Source organism: Rathayibacter sp. AC182, assembly GCF_979253875.1.
This window is the reverse complement of the sequence record NZ_CEEDEK010000002.1, coordinates 246,733-269,195: the sequence shown is the minus strand read 5'-3', so window position 1 is coordinate 269,195 and position 22,463 is coordinate 246,733. Positions and strand designations below refer to the sequence as shown.

Sequence of the window (22,463 nt, the reverse complement as noted above, 5' to 3'; positions counted from 1 at the left end):
CCGGCCGTGGCGATCACTCCGCTCGGCCGGAACGGAGACCGGACGTGGAGACGACCCTCGCGCAGGACCACCTCGACGCCGGCGCCCTCGCGGCGCCGCCTCGGACGCTCATCGATGTCCTCCGCGAGACGGCCCGACTGCACCCCGACGCGTCCGCGCTCGAGGACGCGGCCGGAGCGCTCAGCTACCGGGAGCTCCTCGCCCGCGTCGTCGGCGCGGCCGGCGAGCTGACCGCGGCGGGAGTCCAGCGCGGCGACCGCGTCGGCGTCCGCATGCCGAGCGGATCGCGCGAGCTCTACCTCTCGATCCTGGCAATCCTCGCGGCCGGCGCCGCCTACGTCCCCGTCGACGCCGACGACCCCGAGGAGCGCGCGCAGCTGGTGTTCGGCGAGGCGCGCGTGCGGGGCGTCGTGACCAGATCCGGCCGCTTCGAGCGGATAGACGACGGCGTCGACGCACCGGCGCGCCTCTTCGCCCCCACCGCCCCGCACCCCAGCACCGCCTCGATCCCGCTGCTCCAGCCCCCGCGCTCGAGGACGACGCGTGGATCATCTTCACCTCCGGCTCCACGGGCACTCCCAAGGGCGTCGCCGTCAGCCACCGCTCCGCCGCCGCGTTCGTCGACGCGGAGGCGCGGGTGTTCCTGCAGAAGGAGCCGCTGGGTCCGGGGGACCGAGTGCTCGCGGGCCTCTCGGTGGCGTTCGACGCCTCCTGCGAGGAGATGTGGCTGGCGTGGGGTCACGGGGCCTGCCTCGTGCCGGCTCCCCGGTCCCTCGTGCGCAGCGGCATGGACCTCGGCCCCTGGCTCACCACCCACGGCATCACCGTGGTCTCGACCGTGCCGACGCTCGCCGCGCTCTGGCCCGCCGAGTCGCTCGAGAACGTGCGCCTGCTCATCTTCGGCGGCGAGGCCTGCCCGCCCGAGCTCGCCGAGCGCCTGGCCGTCGACGGCCGCGAGGTGTGGAACACGTACGGGCCCACCGAGGCCACCGTCGTCGCCTGCGCGGCCCCGCTCGGCGGCCCGGGACCGGTGCGCATCGGCCTCCCGCTCGACGGCTGGCGGCTCGCGGTCGTCGACGCCGACGGCCACCGGGTGGAGGAGGGCGGCGTGGGCGAGCTCGTCATCGGCGGAGTCGGCCTCGCGCGCTACCTCGACGCCGCGAAGGACGCCGAGAAGTACGCTCCCGCGCCGCTGCTCGGCTGGGAGCGCGCCTACCGCTCGGGCGACCTCGTCCGCTACGAGGCCGAGGGCCTCGTCTTCCAGGGGCGCGCCGACGACCAGGTCAAGCTCGGCGGCCGTCGCATCGAGCTCGGCGAGGTCGAGGCCGCACTGCAGGGGCTCCCCGGCGTCTCCGGAGCGGCGGCGGCCGTCCGCACGACGTCGGCCGGCAACCAGGTCCTGGTCGGCTACCTCGCCCTGGCCGCGGGACGGCCGCTCGACCGCGATGCCGCCCTCGCCCGACTGCGCGAGGAGCTCCCGGCGGCGCTGGTGCCCCTCCTGGCCGTGGTCGACGAGCTGCCCACCCGCACGTCCGGCAAGGTCGACCGGGCAGCGCTGCCCTGGCCGCTCGAGGACACCGCACCGGCCGACGACGCGCTCGACCCCGAGACGGCCTGGCTCGCCACCCGCTGGCGCGAGGTCCTGGGCGTCCCGGTCGACGAGAGCGCCAATTTCTTCGACCTCGGCGGCGGTTCGCTGGCCGCCGCGCAGCTCGTCGCCCGGATCCGGGAGCGCGACCCGGAGTTCACCGTCGCCGACGTCTACGCCCACCCCCGTCTCGCTGCGATGGCGGCCGAGATCGCGAGCCGTGGTGCCGGCCCGGGTGCCGTGTCCGATCACCGCATCGCACCCGTCCCCCGGCGGATGCAGGTGCTGCAGACCGTGCTCGGCGCACCCCTCCTGATCCTCGGTGGCACGCGCTGGCTCGTCGCGCTGCTCACCGTCTGCTCCCTCCTCGACCTGCTCCCGGGCTTCGGGTTCCTGCCGACCGTCGAGCTGCCGGTGCTCGTGCCCGCGTTCGTGCTGTTCTGCACGCCGTTCGGACGGATGGGCCTCACGGTCGTCGCGGCACGCCTGCTCCTGCGCGGCGTCCGCGCGGGCGACCACCCGCGGGGCGGAGGGGTCCACCTGCGGCTGTGGCTCGCCGAGCAGGTCGCGCACCAGCTCGGCGCCGTCAGCCTCGCGGGCGCGCCCTGGGTGTCCTACTACGCCCGCGCGCTGGGCGCCCGCATCGCCGACGACGTCGACCTGCACTCCCTGCCCCCGCTCACCGGCATGCTCACGCTGGGCCGTGGCGCGGCGGTCGAGCCCGAGGTCGACCTCTCGGGCTACTGGATCGACGGCGACGTGGTGCGCATCGGCGCGGTGCGCGTCGGAGCCGGCAGCACCGTCGGTGCCCGCAGCACGCTCCTCCCCGGCGCGAGGATCGGCAAGAACGCGCAGATCGAGCCGGGCTCCGCCGTCTTCGGACGCGTGCCCGCCGGTCAGCGCTGGGGCGGCTCGCCCGCCCAGCGCCTGGGCAAGGCGAACGCCGGCTTCCCCGCCGAGCGCCCTCCGAAGGCGACCGGGTGGGTCTGGGCCTACGGACTGGCCGCCGTGGGTCTCGCGGCCGTCCCGATCCTCTCCTTCGGCGCGGGGGTCGGAGTGATCGCCGTCGCCGTGCAGGGCTCCCCGGGTCTGGGCGACGCCGTCGGGCGCGCGCTCGCCGCGCTGGTCCCCGCTGTCGCCCTCACGGGAGCAGCTCTCGCGGGTCTCGTGGTCCTCCTCGTCCGCCTGCTCGGCCGGGGCGTCGTGCCGGGCACGCACGCGGTCCGCGGACGGATCGGCTGGCAGGTCTGGTCGACGGAGCGCCTGCTCGATCAGGCCCGCACGCTGCTGTTCCCCCTCTACTCCGGCCTCTTCACCCCGGTCTGGCTCCGGCTGCTCGGTGCGCGGGTCGGCCGCGACGTGGAGGCGTCCACCGTGCTCCTCCTGCCCGCGATGACGACGATCCGCGACGGGGCGTTCCTCGCCGACGACACCCTCGTCGCCTCCTACACCCTCGGCCGCGGCTGGATGCGGCTCGCCCGCGCCGAGATCGGCGAGCGCGCGTTCCTCGGCAACTCCGGCATGGCCGCACCGGGGCACACAGTGCCGGCCGGCGGTCTCGTCGCGGTGCTCTCCTCGGCCCCGCGCAAGTCCAAGCCGGGGTCGTCCTGGCTCGGCTCGCCGCCCGTGCGGCTGCGGCGCACCGTCGTCGAGGCGGAGTCGGCGCGCACCTTCCGCCCGCCGACGCGGCTGCGGGTCGCGCGCATCGTCTGGGAGCTGTTCCGCTTCGTCCCCGTCGTCGTCTCGGTCGCGCTCGGCTTCGGCGTCGTCGTCGCCCTGCTCGCGCTGGTCGGGACGTTCGGCGCGATCGTCACCGCGCTGCTGAGCGGAGTCGTCCTGCTGGCCGCCGGCGCGGTCGCCGCCACCGTCAGCACCGCGGCGAAGTGGCTCCTGATCGGGCGCGTGCGCGCGGGCGATCATCCGCTCTGGTCGTCCTTCATCTGGCGCAGCGAGCTCGCCGACACGTTCACCGAGATGGTCGCGGCGCCCTGGTTCGCGCATGCGGCGGCGGGGACCCCCGCGCTCGTCTGGTGGCTCCGGAGCCTCGGCGCCCGCATCGGGCGGGGCGTCTGGTGCGAGAGCTACTGGCTCCCCGAGGCGGATCTGGTGGATCTGGGCGACGGAGCGGCCGTCAACCGCGGGTGCGTCGTGCAGACCCACCTGTTCCATGATCGAATCATGAGCATGGATGCCGTCAGCCTGGACACCGGAGCGACCCTCGGACCGCACAGCGTGATCCTGCCCGCGGCCCGCATCGCCGCGCACGGCACGGTCGGCCCCTCCTCGCTCGTCATGCGCGGCGAGCTGGTGCCCGCAGGGAGCCGCTGGAGCGGCAATCCGATCGGCCCGTGGCGCGAGGTGCGCGTCGCCGATTACCACGCGCCCGTCGCGTGAGCCCCGCCCAGCTCGGTCTCGAGACCGCCGGCGACACCTACGTCCCCGGGATCGGGAACGGCGGCTACCGCGTCGAGTCCTACGAGCTCGAGCTCGACTACCGCGTGTCGAGCAACCGCCTGGCCGCACGCGCACTGATCCGCGCCGTCGCCCTCCAGCCGCTGCGCCGCTTCACCCTCGACCTCAGCCGGCTCAGGGTCGGCCGGGTCCGGGTCGACGGACGCCGGGCCCAGTACGCGCAGACGCCGCACAAACTCCGCGTCACCCCGGAGACCCTGCTGCGCCCCGGCGAGCCGTTCGTCGTCGAGGTCGAGTACAGCGGGCATCCCGGGCCCCGCGGGAGCCACTGGGGCGAGCTCGGCTGGGAGGAGCTCACCGACGGCGTGCTCGTGGCGTCGCAGCCGACCGGAGCGTCGACCTGGTTCCCCTGCAACGACGACCAGGCCGACAAGGCCGCGTACCTCGTCCGCGTCACGGCGGAGGAGGGCTACACGGTCGTCGCGAACGGGGTGCTGGTCGGGTCGAGTGCCCGGTCGGGCCGGCGCACCTGGGTGTACGAGCAGCGCGAGCCCACGGCGACCTACCTCGCGTCGGTGCAGATCGGGCGCTACGCCCTCGAGGATCTCGTGCTCGCCGGGGTGCCCGTGACCATCGCCCGTCCGGCCGCGCTCGCCACACGCGCCCGCCACGATTTCGCCCGGCTCGGCGCGATGCTGGAGCTCTTCGTGCGCCTCTTCGGCCCCTATCCGTTCGCGCGGTACTCCGTGGTCGTCACAGCCGATGTGCTCGAGGATCCCACTCGAGGCGCAGGCCATGGCGGTGTTCGGCGCCAACCACGTCGACGGCCGCGGCGGCTCGGAGCGGCTGATCGCCCACGAGCTCGCGCACCAGTGGTTCGGCAACAGCGTCGGCGTCGCCCGCTGGCGGCACATCTGGCTCAACGAGGGCTTCGCCTGCTACGCCGAGTGGCTCTGGTCGGAGCACGCGGGCGGACCCTCCGCCGACTCGCTCGCCCGGCGCCACCACGCTCTGCTGCAGGTCCAGCCCGAGGACCTCGTCCTCGCCGACCCCGGTCCCGTGTCGCTCTTCGACGACCGCGTCTACAAGCGCGGTGCGCTCACGTTGCACGCGCTGCGGCTGAGGGTCGGCGACGACGCGTTCTTCGACCTCGTGCGCGAGTGGACCCGGCGGTTCGCCTCCGCCGCGGTCACCGACGAGGACTTCCGCGAGCTCTGCACCGAGCTGCTCGACGACCCGGTCGACGAGCTGCTCGACACGTGGCTCCTCGACGAGGAGCTGCCGGAGCTACCGGCCCGCTGAGACGAGGGACTCGGCGAGCGTGTCGGAGTGCTCGCGGCGCCAGCCGATGATGGGCCCGGTGCCACGACCCTGAACCGGACCGAGCGCGACGCTGACGCGGAACGCCGGGTCGAGCCGCGGCTCGGCGAGGCGGAACCGGACGCCGTCGAGGCGCGCCTCGGCGGCGATCCGCGACTCGTGGACGAGGACGCGGTGCGGATCGACCTCGAGGCCGCGCCCGTCGGCCTTCAGCACCGCCTCGATCCGGGTCCAGTGCAGGATCGGATCGGCGGGTCGCGCCGCGCCGACCCAGAAGGGCGCCCCGGCGACCCGGGTGATCTGCGCGCTGCGCTCTGCGGACCCGGCCGTCGGCTCGATGTCGACCCCGACCGTCCCCGCGGTGCTGGCCGCGACGACCACAGCGCCCGCGCAGTGCGCGATGCTGACCGACAGGCTCGCGAGGAGCGGATCCGCTCCCTCCAGCCGCGGGCGCCCGTGCGGACCGGAGCAGCCGGCGCAGTTCGCCACCACGTCGATCGCGGCCGCGTCGCCGCCGGTGAGCTCGGCCGCGAGCATCCGCAAAAGCACGCGTCCGAAGACGAAGCGCTCGGCGACGGACGCGGCCGGAGTGCTCGCGTAGCGCTCGCGCTCCGCTCCGGTGAGCAGCGGGAGCAGCCGCTCCGCGTCCAGGCTCTGCTCGTCGAGTGAGAGCCAGCGCAGATGCACTCCGGGCAGATCGTGCCCGCCGTCCCTCGTGGCCGCCCCCGGCGCCGTCCCCCGCACGCCCGTCCCCCTCAGAACCGTCTCGGGGCGGTGATGTGCTCGCCCCGCTCGTAGACCTCGCCCGCCGGGCCCACGATGAGCGGGTCCGGTCCGTGAGCGCCGACGACCTCGTCGTCGCGGCCGTCGTACTCGTGCAGGCTCAGCACGTGGCGCATCGCCTCGAGGCGGGCGCGCTTCTTGTCGTTGCTCTTCACGACCGTCCAGGGAGCGTCGTCGGTGTCGGTCGCTGCGAGCATCGCCTCCTTCGCCGCGGTGTAGTCGTCCCACTTGTCGAGCGAGGCGAGGTCCATCGGCGAGAGCTTCCACTGGCGCACCGGATCGATCATGCGGATCGTGAAGCGCGTGCGCTGCTCCTCCGCCGACACCGAGAACCAGAGCTTGACCAGGTCGATGCCGTCGCCGGTGAGCATGCTCTCGAAGAGCGGCGTCTGGCGGATGAACTCGTCGTACTGAGCCGGGGTGCAGAACCCCATCACGCGCTCGACTCCGGCGCGGTTGTACCAGGAGCGGTCGAACAGCACGATCTCGCCCGCGGCGGGCAGGTGCGAGACGTAGCGCTGGAAGTACCACTGCGACGCCTCGCGCTCGGTGGGCTTCTCCAGCGCGACCACGCGCGCGCCACGGGGGTTCAGGTGCTCCGTGAAGCGCTTGATCGTGCCGCCCTTGCCTGCGGCGTCGCGGCCCTCGAAGACGACGACCAGGCGGCGCCCGTGCTTCTTGATCCAGTTCTGCAGCTTCAGCAGCTCGATCTGCAGGAGGCGCTTGCCCGCCTCGTACTCCTCGCGCGACATCCGCTCGTCGTAGGGGTAGCCCTCGCGCCAGGTGTCGATGCGCGTGCCGTCGCGGCGCAGGAGCACCGGGTCGTCGTCGTCCTCGTCGAGCACCACGAGATCGCGGGCGTCGTCGGGGGTCAGGGTGCGGAGGAGCTCGGGGTCGACGCGAGCGGTCTCGGAGGCGGCGGTCACGCGCCGACGGTAGAGGGCTCGGGCGACGCGGGAGTGAACAGCCGGTGTCCTGGCGCGGGGCCCGTGCCGGACGTACCCTCGTCGCATGTGCCGGAACATCCACACGCTCCACAACTTCGAGCCCGCCGCCACCGACGACGAGGTCCAGGCCGCCGCGCTCCAGTACGTCCGCAAGATCAGCGGGACCACGAAGCCCTCGAAGGCCAATCAGGAGGCGTTCGACCACGCCGTCGCCGAGATCGCCCACATCACGGGGCACCTCCTCGAGGACCTCGTGTCGGCCGCTCCGCCGAAGGACCGCGAGGTCGAGGCGGCGAAGGCGCGCGAGCGCTCGGCGAAGCGGTTCGCGACGGCCTGAGAGTCAGGCGCCGAACGCGGCGGGCGGCAGGTCCGTCTCGCCCGACTCGAGCGCGTCCACGATCCGCTTCGCGACGGCGTCCGGAGCGAGCCCGGCCCCGAAGCGAGGGGCCTCGCCCGCCAGCGGATGCTGCGACAGCTCGGTCTCGGTGTGGCCAGGTCGTGCGTCCAGGAGCAGGATGCCCGCCTTCCTGTACTCGCGCGCGGAGGCCTTGACGAAGGAGTGCAGTGCCGCCTTGGACGCGGAGTACGCGGCGAGACCGGCGGTCGGCGCCTCGGCGACGACTCCGCTGATCGTGACGGCGAACGGCTCCCGGCCCTCGGAGGCCGAGGCCGCCAGCGGGGCGAAGGCGGCGGTCAGCACGCGGATCGGCGCCAGGGCGTTCACCTCCACGAGCTCCTCGAGCACGGTCTCGTCCAGTTCGGCCGACGGCCCGAAGGCGACGACGCCCGCGGCGATCACGACGCCGTCGAGACGCCCGTGGCGCTCGAGAGCCTCCGCGATCAGCCGGCGGGGCGCGTCCTCCCCGCGGAGATCGGCGACCAGCGGTCGCCCGCCCAGGGCGTCGGCGTCACGGCCGGACCGGACGGTGCGGGCTCCCCGGCTCTCGAGCTCGTCGGCGATCAGCCGGCCGAGCCCTCCCGAGGCGCCGAGGACGAGGACGACAGCGTCGTCGAATCTGCTCATGGCCGGAGCCTATCCGGGCGCTCTGGCGCGGATCGCTACTTCCGCGTCGACTCCCTCGCCCTTACCCTGGGCGCCATGCCGCGACCCGAGACACGTACCGTGCTGCGGAGCCTCGTCGACGTCCTCGAGGATCCCGCCCCGATCAACGCCGGCCACGCCCGCCACGTCGCGGAGCTGATCGAGGACGTCCTCGAGGAGTCCGTGCACACCGGCAGCACCCCCGTGGCTCTCGCCGCGATCGTCCTCGAGGACGAGTCCGCGGAGGACCCCGGGCGCTGAGCGCGGCGGCGCACCTGCACAGCTGAGGCTGCGAGCCGCGATGCACGGGCGAACTCCGCATTCCTGCCGCTGAGCCTCACTTCCGCGGGCCTCGCTCCGCAGACCCGCGCCGGCGGGCCTCTCCATCCCCGGGCCCTCCTCACCGCGCCGGTAGACTCGTCGGGCTGAGACGAGGGGGGCTCCGGTGCAGCAGGACTCGACGGCCGCGGCCGGCTGGTATCCCGACGGTGTCGGCGCGTTGCGCTGGTGGGACGGCGAGCGCTGGATCGGGGACCGGAAGTCGGCGAGCGACCACTCCCCCGCCCGGATCGTCGACGGAGAGGCACCCCGCTACCGGCTCCCGAACGCCGACGGCACTCCCATTGTCGACGTCGTCGGCGAGTCGGACCGCCTCGAGGAGATCGCTTCGCTCCTCGGCCGCGCCCTGAAGAAGGACGAGCGGCACGAGCAGCGGATCGACGTGCAGCTGGTGCCGGAGCCCGACCGCCCCGGCGACCCCACCTCCGTCTCCGTCCGCGCGCAGGGCCGTGTGATCGGCTACCTCCCCGACTCCGCGGCGTACCAGCCCGCTCTGGCCCGGATCACGGCCAGCGGCCTCGTGCCGACGACCGGCGCGCACCTCAGCGCGACGCGGACGACTCGCGGACTGCGCGCCTCCGTCCGCCTCGCGCTGGTCGACCCGGAGCTGCTGACCCCCGTCAACGCCCTGCCGACCGGCCCGTACTCGCTCATCCCCTGGGGCCGCGGCCTGCAGGTGCTGCGCGAGGACGAGCACTTCGCCCGGCTCGTCGACGTCCTGCCCGGCGGTGGCCGCGGACTCGTCATCGTGACGCTGCATGCTCTCGACGACCGCATCGAGGTGCTTCTGGACGGCGCCCGCGTCGGCGAGCTCTCCCCCGCCGTCTCGCAGCAGTTCGCGCCGACCGTGCGGCACCTGACGAGTCTCGGCCTGACCACGGCCGCGTACGCCGCGCTGCGCAGCTCCCCGCTGCAGGCCGAGCTGACCCTGCAGGCGGCTCGCGCCTCCGAGCTGCCCGAGCACTGGGTCGACGGGCCTCCCGTGACCCTTCCACCGCTGCTGCCGCGCACCTCCGCCTACGACCTGCCCGCCGCATACGTGAAGCCGCTTCGCCCCACTCCACTGACCTCGGAGGAGGCCGCACGCGCGACCCGGAGGCTGGTCGCGTGGATCGTCGTCGGCACCTCGCTGCTGGTAGGCCTCTCGAGCTGGATCCTCGGCGACCTGCTGAACTGAGGCGATTGGCCGCGTCATCGGCCAAGCTACAGCTACGACCGAAGCCGTCGCCGTTACGTCAATGTCCGAATGAGCGCGCGACCCTGAGAGAAGGACGGCCTTGCGTGCGGTGCCGTGCCGAGCGACATTAGGACCCGCACGAGTCGGACGTAAACGTTCTTCTAGGTCGCTAGCGTGGGCCGTAAGCGCGAGGTGGCGCGCTAAACCGCAGAACGGTCGAGCAATGCCGCATACCATTCCGCCCACTTGTTGTGAAATCTGCCCTCCGCATACCGCCGTCGGTAGCCTCAGGAGTCGGTCGCACCGTCGCCTCTTATTTGCTGACCCTGCGCGAGTCGGTAACGGTCGCCAGAGTGCGCGCTTCTTCGATCAGTCGAATCTTTATCGCCATCCTTTAACGGCGACGGAAGGACGGCACCTTGCCAAGCAAACGCGAACTGCCTCACGGCTTCGCCCGCAACACCAAGCAATGAGCCCGCTAGTCACGAATGGCGAGTCGGCCGGACTCTTTCAGAATGGCCCCAGGAGTTCCCATCGGCCCTCGATTAAAATAATCAAAATTGTCCTCCGTCTTTTCGAAAGCACGAAAATTGGTACATTCACGGAGCGGGTGACTAGGAAACGCTCTTGCAGCATATTCAAAGCAAAACTTCGACATCAGGGGCCCACGTTGGGCGCAGCGTTGACAGTCTTACTTGCCGTAAAATCTGATGCACGCCTTACGGCAGAGTCGCTCAACGTCCTAGTCCTGCCACACGGTACTGATTAGCCGACCTGGCGAATCCAGTCGCGCAGGTAAAGGGTAATCCGGCCGACTTCGTGCATTTCCAACAGGTTGTTGTGCGCTACTATATTCCGGCTCTTCTCCAACTCGTCGAATCGACTTACGACCCAATTGATATCGGGGAAAAGGTCCTCAAACTCCTCCCAATTGTTTCGGATGAGCGAGGCGAGGTCACCAAAGTCAGTGTAATAGATTTCAGTCGCACCACGACGCATGTGCCACCGGTCCTTGCCTTCCGCCTCCTGCCGCTTCTCGACCTTCGCTTTCAGTCCGCTGGTGGCGGAACGATCCCACCATTCGGACCCGCGCCGCTCGGACAGCCTCTCGCTAACGACCTCGCGAACCGAGTTCTCAAAAACAAAAAAGCGAGGTACGCCGGGAGCGCCTTCATTGCCGAAGCGCGAAGCTCGGCAGAGTAGTCCTCCAAAGGCATCACCCGCTGAAGTGCCAGCGGATCGGTGGCGGCGCGAACTGCGATGCCGTCAGACTCGAGATCGTTCAGAGCGGACTCAACGGTGAGTCCCGCAAAAAGCCATTCTCTCAATGACGACTCGGTCACATCAATTCCGCCCTAATCGCTTGAAAGATTGCGCGATAAACGCTGACATCATTGGTTGGAGGAAGATGTATGTGGATGTCATGGTGCAATTGAAATGACTCGACACCAACCCCGTTCCCGATGCTACGACCTTGACCGATGAATTCGCCACCGCCGTTTCGATTTCCTCCGCTACCACTCTGATCGCCCGCATTCTCCGGCACCGCAGAGTCCTCAACTTCAACAGCTACGGGATCCTGGAGAGACGGGGCCCAGTCTGCTTTTGCCGCGAGAGCGTGAAATGTCGACGCCATTTTCGCCGCTACCGAGTCGCCCGCTCCTGTGAGGTTCTTGGCGATAGCTTGAATCTGCCCTTTAGATTTCTCGTACACCCGTTCGTCTGCAAGGAACAATTCCGGCCACCCGTCCCGCAGTCCCTGCGCCAATACTCTCCTAGGCTGTGTGCCCCGGTAATCGTTGTAGCGCTGAGTTGGCGATCCGTCAGCCGTCAGGAACCCGAGTTGCCGCAGAACTTTGATGAACGGTCGATCGTTTGACGACCCGAACCCGAGAGTCGACTTCAGGAAATCGTGCGTGAATTTAGGTGGAGTCCCAGCAGTCTGAATTTTGTCAAGAATTGCATTAACATTCACAACCGACGGCATGTACGGTATTTCGGCAGGCACTTGTTCCTCTTCGATTTTCGCAGGCGAGATGCATCAACTGTGCCAGACAACTTGCGAGGGCGGAAGGCTCGAAAATAGGTCGAGTCTTGATTGCGGCCCGTTGCGAACCGGTCCTCACGACGGCGACCCGTCATGCCGTGGGGTTGGTCGCGTGGGCGAGCGAGAGCAAAGTAGGGAGGACGCAGTCAGCTCTATGGTGGAAGATCGAGTAGCCCAGGGGCGATTTTTGCGCCCTCGCAAGCGGTCCTACCGAGGTCTCACGTTCGAGGTCACGTCCCGGCCGTACGCGACAGTCGCGGGAACCGGCACCCGCTGGCGACTCACGCTGGCATCTCTAAGTACCTGCGTAGGGGCTACAGATATCTTTCGCGTTGGCCCCAGACGGCGGCGACGTGAGTGACGCAGTTCATCCCGCCACGTCGGTAACCTCGCAGGGGTCTCGCCTCTACTGACGCCCGACGTCCGTTCGAGCCTGCTCGTGATGCAGCATTCGCCCGCACGACGGGCGAAATTGACCTGAACCACGACGAGCAGGACCGTAGTTGGCCGCGACAAGCATTGCCCACTGATCGCGGACCGACCAATCTACTGAGACCGGCGAACGCTCCTGAGACCGACGAACGGCCCTATCGGTAGCGCAAGTTCGCAAGCACGGACTCGAGCGTGGTTGACGACGCTCCCGCGCATGAAGTAGATTCCAAGAGCGCGCGTGGCACTCCGGCTGAGTGTAGGCCTTAGGTCTGGACGAGGACATCGCTCCTCTCCCTGGGTTCGACTCCCTCGCGTGAGTACTTACGGAGTTAGCGCCGTCGGTAGTCACGCGAGGGGGTCATCGACTACATTCGCCATTTCTCGAGGTAACACGTGATGAGCCGACCGAAACGCGGGAGCTTCCCTCGCTCCGAGGACTATTCTCGGCACTCGGAAAACCTCCGCGCCATCCGCGCGACCTGGCGGCAGCTAGACCGGCTGCACAAAGCCGCTATCCGACGCAATGCTCAACCCGAGATCCATGCACTGGCCGAATGTCAGTACCTTTACTTGGGTATCGAAGCCGAAGCGCGCTTGCGAAAGACCCTTTTCGACCCGACTGGATTCACTGAAGCGCAAAGACAATTGGTCCTCGGTGAAAAAACGCAAATAGATCGCTGGTTGCGCGCCGTAAAGGTCGCCTTTGGGATTCATTACCACAAAGCAGCTGTCGTAGAGTTCGACCGAAAACTGCTTGATTCGGTTGCTCAACATCGATACGACCAAATCGCAAGTATTTTGAATTCAGAACTTCGGCCCGTCATCGAAAATCGGAATAAGATCGCTCACGCTCAGAGCGTATGGCAATTGAAGTCGATGTCAGACGGAAATTTCAAAGCAGGAAGTACTCGGATAGACTTCGGCGACTATTGGGATCTGAAGAATCTCCGCAATGCCCTTGAGGCGATCGGAGAGATCGTCCTTACTTTGGTCGTGTCGCTTCCGACATTTGAACGCGATTTCGATAGTCACTACACCAGACTTACACTCGCCCGAGCGAACATAGACGCAAACTTGAATGGTTCCGAGTACCAAAAGTTTGCACTGGAGTTGGCCCGCACCATAGTGCGCACTGGCGCAGCCGACTAGCGCTCGAAATATCGGTATTGCAGCGACTCATCTAGTCGCGACGGGTGGAAATAGAAACTTCTCTACGGAAGTTGAGAACGATGACAGGCTCAGCGGACGTGTTGGCAGGAAAGATCGGGTATCCCCGGGATACCGATACAAGTCACACGTTGAAGCGGAACTCCACCACGTCGCCGTCCTGCATCACGTAGTCCTTGCCCTCGATGCGGGCCTTGCCCTTCGAGCGGGCTTCGGCGATCGAGCCGGTCTCGACCAGGTCGTCGAACGAGATGATCTCGGCCTTGATGAAGCCCTTCTGGAAGTCGGTGTGGATCACGCCGGCCGCCTGCGGAGCGGTCCAGCCCTTCCCGATCGTCCAGGCGCGGGTCTCCTTCGGGCCGGCCGTGAGGTAGGTCTGCAGGCCCAGCGTGTCGAAGCCGATGCGCGCGAGCTGGTTGAGGCCCGACTCCGTCTGACCGGTCGACTCGAGCATCTCGGCCGCGTCGGCCTCGTCGAGGTCGATCAGCTCGGACTCGATCTTGGCGTCGAGGAAGATCGCCTGAGCGGGAGCGACGAGTGCCGAGAGCTCGGCCTTACGGGCGTCGTCGGTGAGCACGGCCTCGTCGACGTTGAAGACGTAGATGAAGGGCTTGGCGGTCAGGAGCCCGAGCTCGCGGATCGGCTCGAGGTCGATCGTGGTCGCCGAGAGCGGCTTGCCGGAGTCGAGGAACTCGCGCGCCTTCTTCGCGGTCTCGAGCACGATCGGCTCGATCTTGCGGCCCTTGAGCTCCTTCTCGTACCGCGCCTCGGCCTTCTCGAGGGTCTGCAGATCGGCGAGGATCAGCTCGGTGTTGATCGTCTCCATGTCGCTCGCGGCGTCGACCTTGCCGTCGACGTGCACGACGTCCGAGTCCTCGAAGCCGCGGATGACCTGCGCGATCGCGTCGGCCTCGCGGATGTTGGCGAGGAACTTGTTGCCGAGACCCTCCCCCTCGGACGCGCCGCGGACGATGCCGGCGATGTCGACGAACGAGACGGGCGCGGGCAGGATGCGCTCCGAGCCGAAGATGCCGGCGAGCACCTCGAGGCGCGGGTCGGGCAGGTTCACGACTCCGACGTTCGGCTCGATCGTCGCGAACGGGTAGTTCGCCGCGAGCACCGTGTTCTTGGTCAGCGCGTTGAAGAGCGTCGACTTGCCGACGTTGGGGAGACCGACGATTGCGATAGTGAGAGCCACGGGCATCCATCCTACGGCGTGGCGGAGCGGGACCCGCGTGCCGCTCGCGGACGGCGTCGGAGGTGCGTGAGAGGGTGAAGAGGTGCCCATCGACTTCACCGCCATCGACTTCGAGACCGCCAACTCGCACGGAGCGTCCGCCTGCTCGGTCGGGCTCGTGAAGGTCCGCGACGGCCGGGTCGTCGACCGGGCGGGCTGGCTCATCCGCCCGCCGCTCGGCTACGACGACTTCCTCGAGTGGAACACCCGGATCCACGGCATCCGCAAGGCGGACGTGCGCGACGCACTCGGCTGGAGCGACCAGTTCGCCGATCTCGCCGCCTTCGCCGACGGCGACGTCTTCGTCGCGCACAACGCCGGCTTCGACATGGGCGTCATCCGCGCCGCCTGCGCCGCGACGGCGCTCGAGCACGCCGAGTACGACTACCTCTGCTCGCTGCAGCTCGCTCGCAGAACGTACGAGCTCGAGTCCTACCGCCTGCCGTTCGTCGCGCGGGCCGCCGGCTTCGACGAGTTTCGCCACCACGACGCGTCCGCCGATGCCGAGGCGTGCGCCGCGATCGTCGTGCACGCCGCCCGGCGCCACGGCGCGGGAAGCATGGCCGAACTCGGAGAGCTGGCCGGAGTCGCGCTCAAGCGCCTGCGCCCGGCCGCGCCCGTCGCCGCCTGACCGGGGTCAGGCCCCGGCACGCGGGTCGCCGAACCAGTTGCTGAACAGGCGCCAGAAGTTGCGGTTGCCGTACGCCGAGCACGCATCGCCCTCGCCGTACAGGTTCGCGAGCGCCGCCTCGTTCGGCTGGTAGGGCGTGTAGTAGTAGAGACCCGCCGTCGCCGCGTTCTCGATCAGCACCGGGGCGGTGCCGCACGAGGCGTCCGGCGAGTACTGCACCTCGCTCGTCTCCCCTACGGGGTACCAGTCGAAGCTACTGTCCGGGTTCGCGTAGCGCTGGAACTGCCACGCCGCTCCGTAGACCTGCCCGAAGAAGCCGAAGTAGTCGCTGTCGCAATCGGCCGTGTCGGGGCAGCCGTAGCCCGTGGCGCTGCGGAACTGCCGCTCACTCGGGGCGCTGTCCGTGACCAGCGACTGCTCCTTCTGCAGGAGCACCAGGAGCACTGCCGGGCTCACGTCGCAGGCGGCGGCGACACCGCCGATGATCTCGGCGGCGGACTGCGACGCTCCGCCCGCGTAGTCAGCGCACTGCTCGTCCGCGGCGAGGTCGCCCGTGTCCTCCGCGTAGTCGCGGAGACACGGCACGCTCTCACCCGCGCACTCGAGGACCCGGGCGTCGAGGAACGCCTGGATCGCGGTCGGCGCCAGCGCATCGCCGTCGAAGAAGACGGCGTCCGAGACGATCTCGCCCGGATCGAACCCCGATCCGTCGACTCCTCCCGAGAGGTCCGTCCACATCCGCACGCTCGCGGCCCGGACGGGCCCAGCGGCGCTCGCCCCGAGATCGCTGGACCCGGTCAGCAGCACCGCCGCGACGAGGGCCGCGAGGATCGCCGCCCCTCCCCGCCGACGTCGCACGTCGCGCGGGGAGGGATCGGCCGAGCTCATCCCTCCACGCTAGCGGGCACCCTCGACGCGCTCAGCCGCAGGACGTGAGGCGCGCCACGGAGTCGGAGAGCGTGCCGGGTCCGCCGAGCAGGACGACCTTCTTCGTGCCGAAGCGCGTGAGATCGTCGAGCACCGCCTGGGGCACGCAGTCCTTCCGGACCGCGAAGAGCGGGCTCGAGGTGTAACCGGCCGCGGTGGCGCCCGCGAGGGCGTCCGGGAAGTTCTCCCCGTGGCGAAGTACACCGTGCGCGCGGTGCCGAAAGCGGCCCGGTTGAGCTTCTCGGAGGTGTCGTAGCGGTCGCTGCCGCCGATCCGCGTCGAGGCGATCGGGAGGGAGTTCTTGATCCCCTCGCTGACCGAGAGGGCGCTGCCCGCGATCGTGAGCGTCTTCACGCCGAGCCTCGTGATGAGGCTCTTCGTCGTCGCGTCCGCGGCGGGCAGGCCGCCGTTGACCAGGATCACCGGCGCCTTCGCCGAGCCGGCCGCGGCTCCGGCACTGAGAGCGTCGGGGAAATTCTCGCCCGTCGCCATCCACGCCTTCGACGAGCCCTGCGGGAAGGCGTACTCGATGATCTTCCGCGAGGTGTCGTAGCGGTCGCTGCCGCCGATGCGCTGGATCGAGCCGGTGTAGCGGGCGAGGTCGTTCTTGAGAGCCTCGCTCACGCTCAGCGGCGAGCCGACGACGACGATCTTCGCGGGCTTGAGGCGCGACAGCTCGTCGCGGACCGGCTGCGTCATGGAGTCGCGGTCGACCAGGAGCAGGGGGCCACCCTGCTTCGCGGCAGCGGGTCCCGCGCTCAGCGCGTCCGGCGCGGAGGCCCCGGTCGCGATGTAGACGACCGGGACTCCGGCCGCGAACGTGGACTGCGAGACCTTGACCGCCGTCTCCTGGCGGTCCTTGCCCGCGAGGCGGTCGACCTGGATCGAGCCCTGGCTGCTGGCCGTCGAGCAGCCGAGATCCTTCGAGCCGGGGCCGCGGGCGTCGCCCGTGCCCACCCAGCGGTTCCACTCCACGGAGGCCGCGCTGACGCAGACCGTGTACGTGCCGGCGGCCGACGCCGGTGCGCTGACGGTGAAGCCGTGGTTCGGACCGGCGGCGGGGTACTCGCCCGGGATGTCGCTGCGAGCACCGTTCGCCGTCGCCGTGCGGACCGTCTTCGACCCGTCGGGCGCGGTGATGGTGACGGTCGTCGCGAGGGCGGCGCGCTGGGTCGTGGGGTCGACGGTCCAGCCGGCGGCGGTGAGCACGCCGCCCGAGATGCGGGCGTGTCGACGCGACCGGCGGGCGCGACTCCGGCGTTCGCGAGGGAGCCGTTCCAGTCGCTGAAGATGTACCAGAAGTTGATGTTGCCGTAGGTGGCGCAGGCCTGGTTGCCCGTGTTCGTCAGTGCGTAGTCGTTGGGCTGGTAGGGCGTGTAGTAATAGAGGTTCGCCGTGGCCTGGTTGCGGATGGCGACCTCCGTCGAGCCGCACGAGGTGTCGGGGTTGAACTGGATGCGGGGAGAGGTCCCCGCCGCGTAGGCGGTGAACCTCTGGTCCGAGCCGGGCGGGTTCGCGTACTTCTTGAACTGGCGCGCCGCTCCGTAGACCTGGGTGAAGAATCCGGCGGAGCCGTTGTCGCACCCGGTCCCGTCCGGGCAGTTGAAGCCGGTGGCGCGGTTGTAGAGGCGCTCCGTGGGGCTCGTGGTCGAGACGAGGCTCGTCTCCTTCTGCACGAGCACCGCGAGGACCAGCGGATTGATGCCGCAGGCCTCGCCGACGCGGACGAAGATCGTCGCCGCCGACTCGCGCGCGCTGCCGCGGTACTCCTTGCACATCGGGTCGGCGGCCTTCGTCGGCGTCGCCTGGCTGAACGCCTTCAGGCACGGGACCCCGTTGGGCGTGCCGGAGCAGTTGCGCCCCTTGTCGTCCAGCGTCGCCTGGATCTGCGCGACGGTCTTCGCGTCGCTGTCGAAGAAGTTCGCGTCGCTGAAGATGAAGCCCGCGCGGAAGCTCTTCGTGCTCTCGGCGGCGTACTGCACCTTCACGTCGCCCGGATCCTCGTCGGCGACCGCCACGGAGGCGTCGACCGTGCCGGGCTCGACGAGCACCGAGGCGGGAGGCAGGACGTCCTCCGCCGCGGAGGCCGCGGTGACCGGGACGAGAACGGTGCCGAGCCCGACGGCGACGGCGAGGACGGCGGTGAGCAGGCGCGATGGACGGCGGTGATTCCCCATGATTGCGAAGCCTATTGGCACCGGGAGGCCCCCTTTGGCCCTCGTCCGGGCGCCGCGCCGCTGACGTCCCGCTCGGATGTCGGACGTCCGTGGTGTCATCGCCGCATGGACACCTCCTTCCTCGTCGGGCTCGTCATCGGCGCCCTGCTGGCCGGTCTCGCCGTCGCCCTGTGGGCCCGCTCCCGCACGCCCGATCAGGCGATCGCCCTCGAGCTCGCCACCGCGAGCGCCCGGGCCGACGGCCTGGAGGAGCGCCACGAGGCCGTGGTGGAGCAGTACCGCGAGCAGCTGGGCGGCGCCCGCGACCAGGTGCGCGAGCTCCAGGAGCAGCTGCGCGCGGTCGCCGAGCGCGAGCGGCACGACGCCCGCATCCTGCAGACCCTCTCCCCGTCGCCGAGAGCCTGCGCGGCATGCAGGAGGCGGTCCGCCGGCTCGAGAGCGAGCGGGCCGAGCAGTTCGGAGCGATCACCGAGCAGCTCGAGGGCCAGCGGGCGGCGGGCGAGCGGCTGCGCTCCACGACCGAGACCCTCGCGTCGGCCCTGCGCTCGAACTCCAGCCGGGGCGCCTGGGGCGAGACGCAGCTGCGCAACGTCGTCGAAGCGGCCGGTCTCGTGCAGCGGGTCGACTTCGACGTGCAGTTCGGCCTCGAGGGCGAGGCGGGCCGCGGCCGGGCCGACATGGTGGTGAGGCTCCCCGGGGGCAAGGCGATCGCCGTCGATGCGAAGGTGCCGTTCGACGCCTACCTCGAGGCGAGCGCGATCCCGGCGGGAGCCGGCGCCGACGAGGAGGCGCGCCGTGCCGCCCTCCTCCGGGCGCACGTGCGTGCGCTCCGGGGCCACGTCGACGCCCTCGCCGCGCGGTCCTACTGGTCGGGCCTGCCCGCCAGTCCCGAGTTCGTCATCGCCTTCGTGCCGAGCGAGCCCCTGCTCGCGAGCGCTCTCGACGCCGATCCGACCCTGCTCGAGTACGCGTTCCGCAAGCGGGTCGCCCTCGCCTCCCCCGTCACGCTCTGGTCGGTGCTCAAGACCGTCGCGTACACGTGGCAGCAGGACGTCCTGACGGACGACGCGAAGCGCCTGCTCGATCTCGGCAAGACGCTGTACTCGCGGCTGAGCACGCTCGCCGATCACGCGGAGGGACTGCGCCGCTCGATCGAGAAGACGGTCGACTCCTACAACGCCTTCGCCGGCTCCCTCGAGTCGCGCGTGCTCGTCACCGCCCGGCAGTTCGACTCCCTCGACGAGACGCGCGTGATCGCTCCCGCCCAGGGCGTGAGCTCCTCGCCCAGGCGCCTCACGGCCGTCGAGCTCGTCGAGTCGGAGAGCCTCTCGGACGAGCGCACCGCCTGAGGTCCGCACCGCGGACGACGGAGGGGCCCGGCGCCGCAGCGCCGAGCCCCTCCGGAGGGAACTGCCCCGAGTCCTAGATCCACTTCTCCGCGAGGTGCTGCGCGGTGACGCGGCGGATGGTGCCCGAGCGCGAGCGCAGGACGATCGACTCCGTCGTGATGACGTGGCCCTCCTTGCGCACGCCCTTCACGAGCCCGCCGTTGGTCACGCCCGTCGCCACGAAGTAGGTGTTGTCACTGCGGACGAGGTCGTTCGCGTGCAGGACGCGGTCGAGGTCGTGTCCGGCGTCGAGTGCGCGCTGGCGCTCGTCGTCGTCCTTCGGCCGCAGGATGCCCTGGATCACGCCGCCGAGAGCTCGGATGGCGCAGGCGGTGATGATGCCCTCCGGCGTCCCTCCGATGCCGACGCACATGTCCAGTCGCGAGTCGTGCCGGGCCGCATTGATGCCGCCCGCGACGTCGCCGTCGAGCAGCAGTCGCGTCCCCGCGCCCGCGGCGCGGATGTCCTCGATCAGCTTGGCGTGGCGCGGGCGATCGAGGACCGCGATGCGCATCTCGTCGACCGGCTTCCGCTTGGCGCGGGCCAGCGCCCGGATGTTCTCGCCGATCGGTCGCTCGATGTCGATGATCCCGACGCCCTCGGGCCCGGTGACGATCTTCTCCATGTAGAAGACGGCCGACGGATCGAACATGGCGCCGCGGTCGGCGACGGCGATCATCGAGAGCGCGTTCTGGCGGCCGGCCGCGGTGAGCGACGTGCCGTCGATCGGGTCGACGGCGATGTCGGCCGCCGGTCCCGAGCCGTTGCCCACGTGCTCGCCGTTGTAGAGCATGGGCGCGTTGTCCTTCTCGCCCTCGCCGATCACGACGACCCCGTCGAAGTTGACGGTTCCGAGGAAGGTGCGCATGGCGTCGACGGCGGCGCCGTCGGCGGCGTTCTTGTCGCCCTTGCCGATGAACGGCACGGCGCGGATGGCCGCGGCCTCGGTGGCCCGGACGAGCTCCATGCCGAGGTTGCGATCAGGGTGGAGGTAGAGCGAGTCGTTGTCGGTATCGGTCACAGCGCGGAGTCCTTCGCGTTCGATGTTCGTGCAGACGGCGTCGTCGCAGGACCCGCGAGAGCGGGTCCCCATCCCGCTCGAAGCCTAGCGGAGGCACCGCTCGGCGCCCCGGGGAAGGCCCGCACCGGCCTCGCTAGACTCGACCGCGACGCGGGCCTCGCCCGACCCCTCCCGTTCATCCGTCAAAGGAGATGCCATGCCCGTCGCTACCCCGGACCAGTACGCAGAGATGCTCGACAAGGCGAAGGCCGGCGGTTTCGCCTACCCCGCCTTCAACGTGTCGTCGTCGCAGACGATCAACTCGGTCCTGCAGGGCCTCACCGAGGCGGGCTCGGACGGCATCATCCAGGTCACCACGGGAGGCGCCGACTACTTCGCCGGCCACACCGTGAAGAACCGCGCGGCCGGAGCGATCGCCTTCGCGAAGTTCGCCACCGAGGTCGCCAAGAACTACCCGGTCACGGTGGCGCTGCACACCGACCACTGCCCGCAGAACGCGCTCGAGGGCTTCGTCTACCCGCTGATCGCCGCCTCCGAGGAGGAGGTCAAGGCCGGTCGCGAGCCCCTGTTCCAGTCGCACATGTGGGACGGATCGGCCGTGCCCTCGACGAGAACCTGGCCATCGCCAAGGAGATCCTCCCCCGCGTGAAGAACATCAACGCGATCCTCGAGGTCGAGATCGGCGTCGTCGGCGGCGAGGAGGACGGCGTCTCCCACGACATCAACGAGCACCTGTACACCACGCTCGACGACGCGATCGCGACCGTCGAGGCGCTCGGCTTCGGCGAGCAGGGCCGCTACATGGCCGCTCTCACCTTTGGCAACGTGCACGGCGTCTACAAGCCCGGCAACGTGCGTCTGCGCCCCGAGCTCCTCCGCGAGATCCAGGACGGCCTGCAGGCGAAGTACGGCACCGCGGCCCTGCCGCTCGACCTCGTCTTCCACGGCGGGTCGGGCTCGACCGACGAGGAGATCGCCGAGGCGGTCCGCAACGGCGTCGTGAAGATGAACATCGACACCGACACCCAGTACGCCTTCAGCCGCTCGATCGCCGACACCGTGCTGAAGAACTACGACGGCTTCCTCAAGGTCGACGGCGAGGTGGGCAACAAGAAGATCTACGACCCGCGCGCCTGGGGCAAGATCGCCGAGACCGCCATGGCCGCCCGTGTCGCCGAGGCGACCCGTCAGCTCGGCTCCGCCGGCAACTCCGGGAAGTAGGACTCCGCTCCGTGACGAACGCACACGACCAGTCGGGCGGCTCCGAGCGCCCGAAGCCGCAGTACGGCGAGTACGCGCCTCCCGGCTGGTCGTGGAACCCTCCGGCCGACACGGTGGTCCCGGATCCCCGCGGCTCCGAGACCGAGCCCCGTCCCGCCACGGCTCCGTCCAAGCCCACGGCCGCGCACCCGGTCGACCGGCTGCTGACGATCGTCCTGCTGGCGCTCGGCGTCTTCTTCGCCGTGCCGACGCTGCTCGATCCCTCGAGCTTCGCCACGACGCTCGAGGACCTCTACACGAGTCAGGGCATCGGCACGTACGCGTCCCCGGATCTGGCCCGCACGCTCGGAGTGGCGATCGCGCTCGCGCAGTCGCTCATCGTGGCCTTCGCCGTCTGGATCTCGATCCGCCGTCTCCGCGCGGGCAAGCGCGCTGTACTCGTCCCGATCCTCGGGATCGTGGCCACGGTGGTCCTCTCGATGATCGTCGCCGGCATCGCGATCCTGGGCGACCCGACGTTCGCCGACTACGTCTCGCGCATGTCGAGCCAGGGCGCCGCCGGCCTCGACGCCTGAGCCCCGCGCACGGAAGAGGCCGCCCTCCCTCG

Annotated in this window: 17 protein-coding genes and 5 pseudogenes; 12 read left to right on the top strand and 10 right to left on the bottom strand. The window is 69.8% G+C overall.

The window, feature by feature from the left end; genetic code table 11:
* Positions 1-44 precede the first annotated feature (44 nt).
* The 4 genes and pseudogenes from AC0CII_RS02405 to AC0CII_RS02390 all read left to right on the top strand — a co-directional run.
* Positions 45-383: pseudogene (locus AC0CII_RS02405) on the top strand (AMP-binding protein); the annotation flags it as partial.
* Positions 284-3,982 carry a Pls/PosA family non-ribosomal peptide synthetase gene (locus AC0CII_RS02400; RefSeq protein ID WP_465228611.1) on the top strand — a complete coding sequence of 1,233 codons (3,699 nt, stop codon included), beginning with the start codon at positions 284-286 and terminating at the stop codon, positions 3,980-3,982. The pseudogene AC0CII_RS02405 and the gene AC0CII_RS02400, both read left to right, overlap by 100 nt.
* Positions 3,937-4,509: pseudogene (locus tag AC0CII_RS02395) on the top strand (gluzincin family metallopeptidase); the annotation flags it as partial. The gene AC0CII_RS02400 and the pseudogene AC0CII_RS02395, both read left to right, overlap by 46 nt.
* 253 nt (positions 4,510-4,762) lie before the next feature.
* The gene (locus AC0CII_RS02390) at positions 4,763-5,302 is read left to right on the top strand and encodes a M1 family aminopeptidase (protein WP_465228610.1); all 540 of its coding nucleotides are present in this window, start codon (positions 4,763-4,765) and stop codon (positions 5,300-5,302) included.
* Here AC0CII_RS02390 and AC0CII_RS02385 read toward each other — a convergent pair.
* Both AC0CII_RS02385 and ppk2 read right to left on the bottom strand, forming a co-directional pair.
* Positions 5,288-6,007 (bottom strand): 4'-phosphopantetheinyl transferase family protein, encoded by a 720-nt coding sequence (locus AC0CII_RS02385; protein ID WP_465225515.1) that lies wholly within the window; start codon positions 6,005-6,007, stop codon positions 5,288-5,290. The two genes, AC0CII_RS02390 and AC0CII_RS02385, sit on opposite strands and share 15 nt — an antisense overlap.
* 68 nt (positions 6,008-6,075) lie before the next feature.
* Entirely contained in the window at positions 6,076-7,029 is a 954-nt protein-coding gene (gene ppk2 / locus AC0CII_RS02380) for a polyphosphate kinase 2 (protein ID WP_465225514.1), read from the bottom strand.
* 85 nt (positions 7,030-7,114) lie between these two features.
* Between ppk2 and AC0CII_RS02375 the strand changes: the two genes are divergently transcribed.
* Positions 7,115-7,387: a DUF2277 domain-containing protein gene (locus tag AC0CII_RS02375; protein WP_465225513.1), complete on the top strand. Its 273-nt coding sequence runs from the start codon at positions 7,115-7,117 to the stop codon at positions 7,385-7,387.
* Between the two features lie 3 nt (positions 7,388-7,390).
* On the opposite strand, the gene AC0CII_RS02370 is transcribed toward AC0CII_RS02375, so the two are convergent.
* Complete coding sequence (locus AC0CII_RS02370; RefSeq protein WP_465225512.1) at positions 7,391-8,074, bottom strand: SDR family NAD(P)-dependent oxidoreductase; 684 nt, start codon at positions 8,072-8,074, stop codon at positions 7,391-7,393.
* Positions 8,075-8,173: 99 nt separating this feature from the next.
* Between AC0CII_RS02370 and AC0CII_RS02365 the strand changes: the two genes are divergently transcribed.
* Positions 8,174-8,353, top strand: a complete 180-nt coding sequence (locus tag AC0CII_RS02365) for a hypothetical protein (RefSeq protein ID WP_465228563.1) — start codon at positions 8,174-8,176, stop codon at positions 8,351-8,353.
* A gap of 184 nt (positions 8,354-8,537) precedes the next feature.
* Positions 8,538-9,608 carry a DUF2510 domain-containing protein gene (locus tag AC0CII_RS02360; RefSeq protein WP_465225510.1) on the top strand — a complete coding sequence of 357 codons (1,071 nt, stop codon included), beginning with the start codon at positions 8,538-8,540 and terminating at the stop codon, positions 9,606-9,608.
* 765 nt (positions 9,609-10,373) lie between these two features.
* On the opposite strand, the pseudogene AC0CII_RS02355 reads toward AC0CII_RS02360, so the two are convergent.
* Positions 10,374-10,745 (bottom strand): annotated as a pseudogene (locus AC0CII_RS02355) (Swt1 family HEPN domain-containing protein); the annotation flags it as partial.
* A 202-nt stretch (positions 10,746-10,947) separates the two neighbouring features.
* On the bottom strand, positions 10,948-11,595 hold the full coding sequence (locus AC0CII_RS02350) for a DUF5343 domain-containing protein (protein WP_465228023.1): 648 nt from the start codon (positions 11,593-11,595) through the stop codon (positions 10,948-10,950).
* 885 nt (positions 11,596-12,480) lie between these two features.
* Here AC0CII_RS02350 and AC0CII_RS02345 point away from each other — a divergent pair.
* Complete coding sequence (locus AC0CII_RS02345; RefSeq protein ID WP_465228562.1) at positions 12,481-13,236, top strand: hypothetical protein; 756 nt, start codon at positions 12,481-12,483, stop codon at positions 13,234-13,236.
* A gap of 142 nt (positions 13,237-13,378) precedes the next feature.
* On the opposite strand, the gene ychF is transcribed toward AC0CII_RS02345, so the two are convergent.
* On the bottom strand, positions 13,379-14,452 hold the full coding sequence (gene ychF / locus AC0CII_RS02340) for a redox-regulated ATPase YchF (RefSeq protein WP_077221952.1): 1,074 nt from the start codon (positions 14,450-14,452) through the stop codon (positions 13,379-13,381).
* 82 nt (positions 14,453-14,534) lie between these two features.
* Here ychF and AC0CII_RS02335 point away from each other — a divergent pair, with 82 nt between their 5' ends.
* Positions 14,535-15,122, top strand: a complete 588-nt coding sequence (locus AC0CII_RS02335; protein WP_465225507.1) for an exonuclease domain-containing protein — start codon at positions 14,535-14,537, stop codon at positions 15,120-15,122.
* Between the two features lie 6 nt (positions 15,123-15,128).
* Here AC0CII_RS02335 and AC0CII_RS02330 read toward each other — a convergent pair whose 3' ends face one another.
* The 3 genes and pseudogenes from AC0CII_RS02330 to AC0CII_RS02320 form a co-directional block, all read right to left on the bottom strand.
* Positions 15,129-16,010 carry a hypothetical protein gene (locus AC0CII_RS02330; RefSeq protein WP_465225506.1) on the bottom strand — a complete coding sequence of 294 codons (882 nt, stop codon included), beginning with the start codon at positions 16,008-16,010 and terminating at the stop codon, positions 15,129-15,131.
* A 31-nt stretch (positions 16,011-16,041) separates the two neighbouring features.
* A complete protein-coding gene (locus tag AC0CII_RS02325; protein WP_465228609.1) occupies positions 16,042-16,545 on the bottom strand; it encodes a cell wall-binding repeat-containing protein in 504 nt (167 codons plus the stop codon).
* Positions 16,527-17,006, bottom strand: a pseudogene (locus tag AC0CII_RS02320) (cell wall-binding repeat-containing protein); the annotation flags it as partial. The gene AC0CII_RS02325 and the pseudogene AC0CII_RS02320, both read right to left, overlap by 19 nt.
* Before the next feature lie 1,630 nt (positions 17,007-18,636).
* Here AC0CII_RS02320 and AC0CII_RS02315 point away from each other — a divergent pair.
* Positions 18,637-19,575, top strand: coding sequence for a DNA recombination protein RmuC (locus AC0CII_RS02315; RefSeq protein ID WP_465228561.1), 939 nt, complete (start codon positions 18,637-18,639; stop codon positions 19,573-19,575).
* A gap of 73 nt (positions 19,576-19,648) precedes the next feature.
* Here the strand turns inward: AC0CII_RS02315 and glpX are convergent, their stop codons facing one another.
* Positions 19,649-20,581, bottom strand: a complete 933-nt coding sequence (glpX, locus tag AC0CII_RS02310; RefSeq protein WP_242683115.1) for a class II fructose-bisphosphatase — start codon at positions 20,579-20,581, stop codon at positions 19,649-19,651.
* A 250-nt stretch (positions 20,582-20,831) separates the two neighbouring features.
* Between glpX and fbaA the strand changes: the two are divergent.
* Positions 20,832-21,856, top strand: a pseudogene (gene fbaA / locus AC0CII_RS02305) (class II fructose-bisphosphate aldolase).
* A gap of 11 nt (positions 21,857-21,867) precedes the next feature.
* Positions 21,868-22,431: a DUF6264 family protein gene (locus AC0CII_RS02300; protein ID WP_465225503.1), complete on the top strand. Its 564-nt coding sequence runs from the start codon at positions 21,868-21,870 to the stop codon at positions 22,429-22,431.
* Positions 22,432-22,463: the final 32 nt, after the last annotated feature.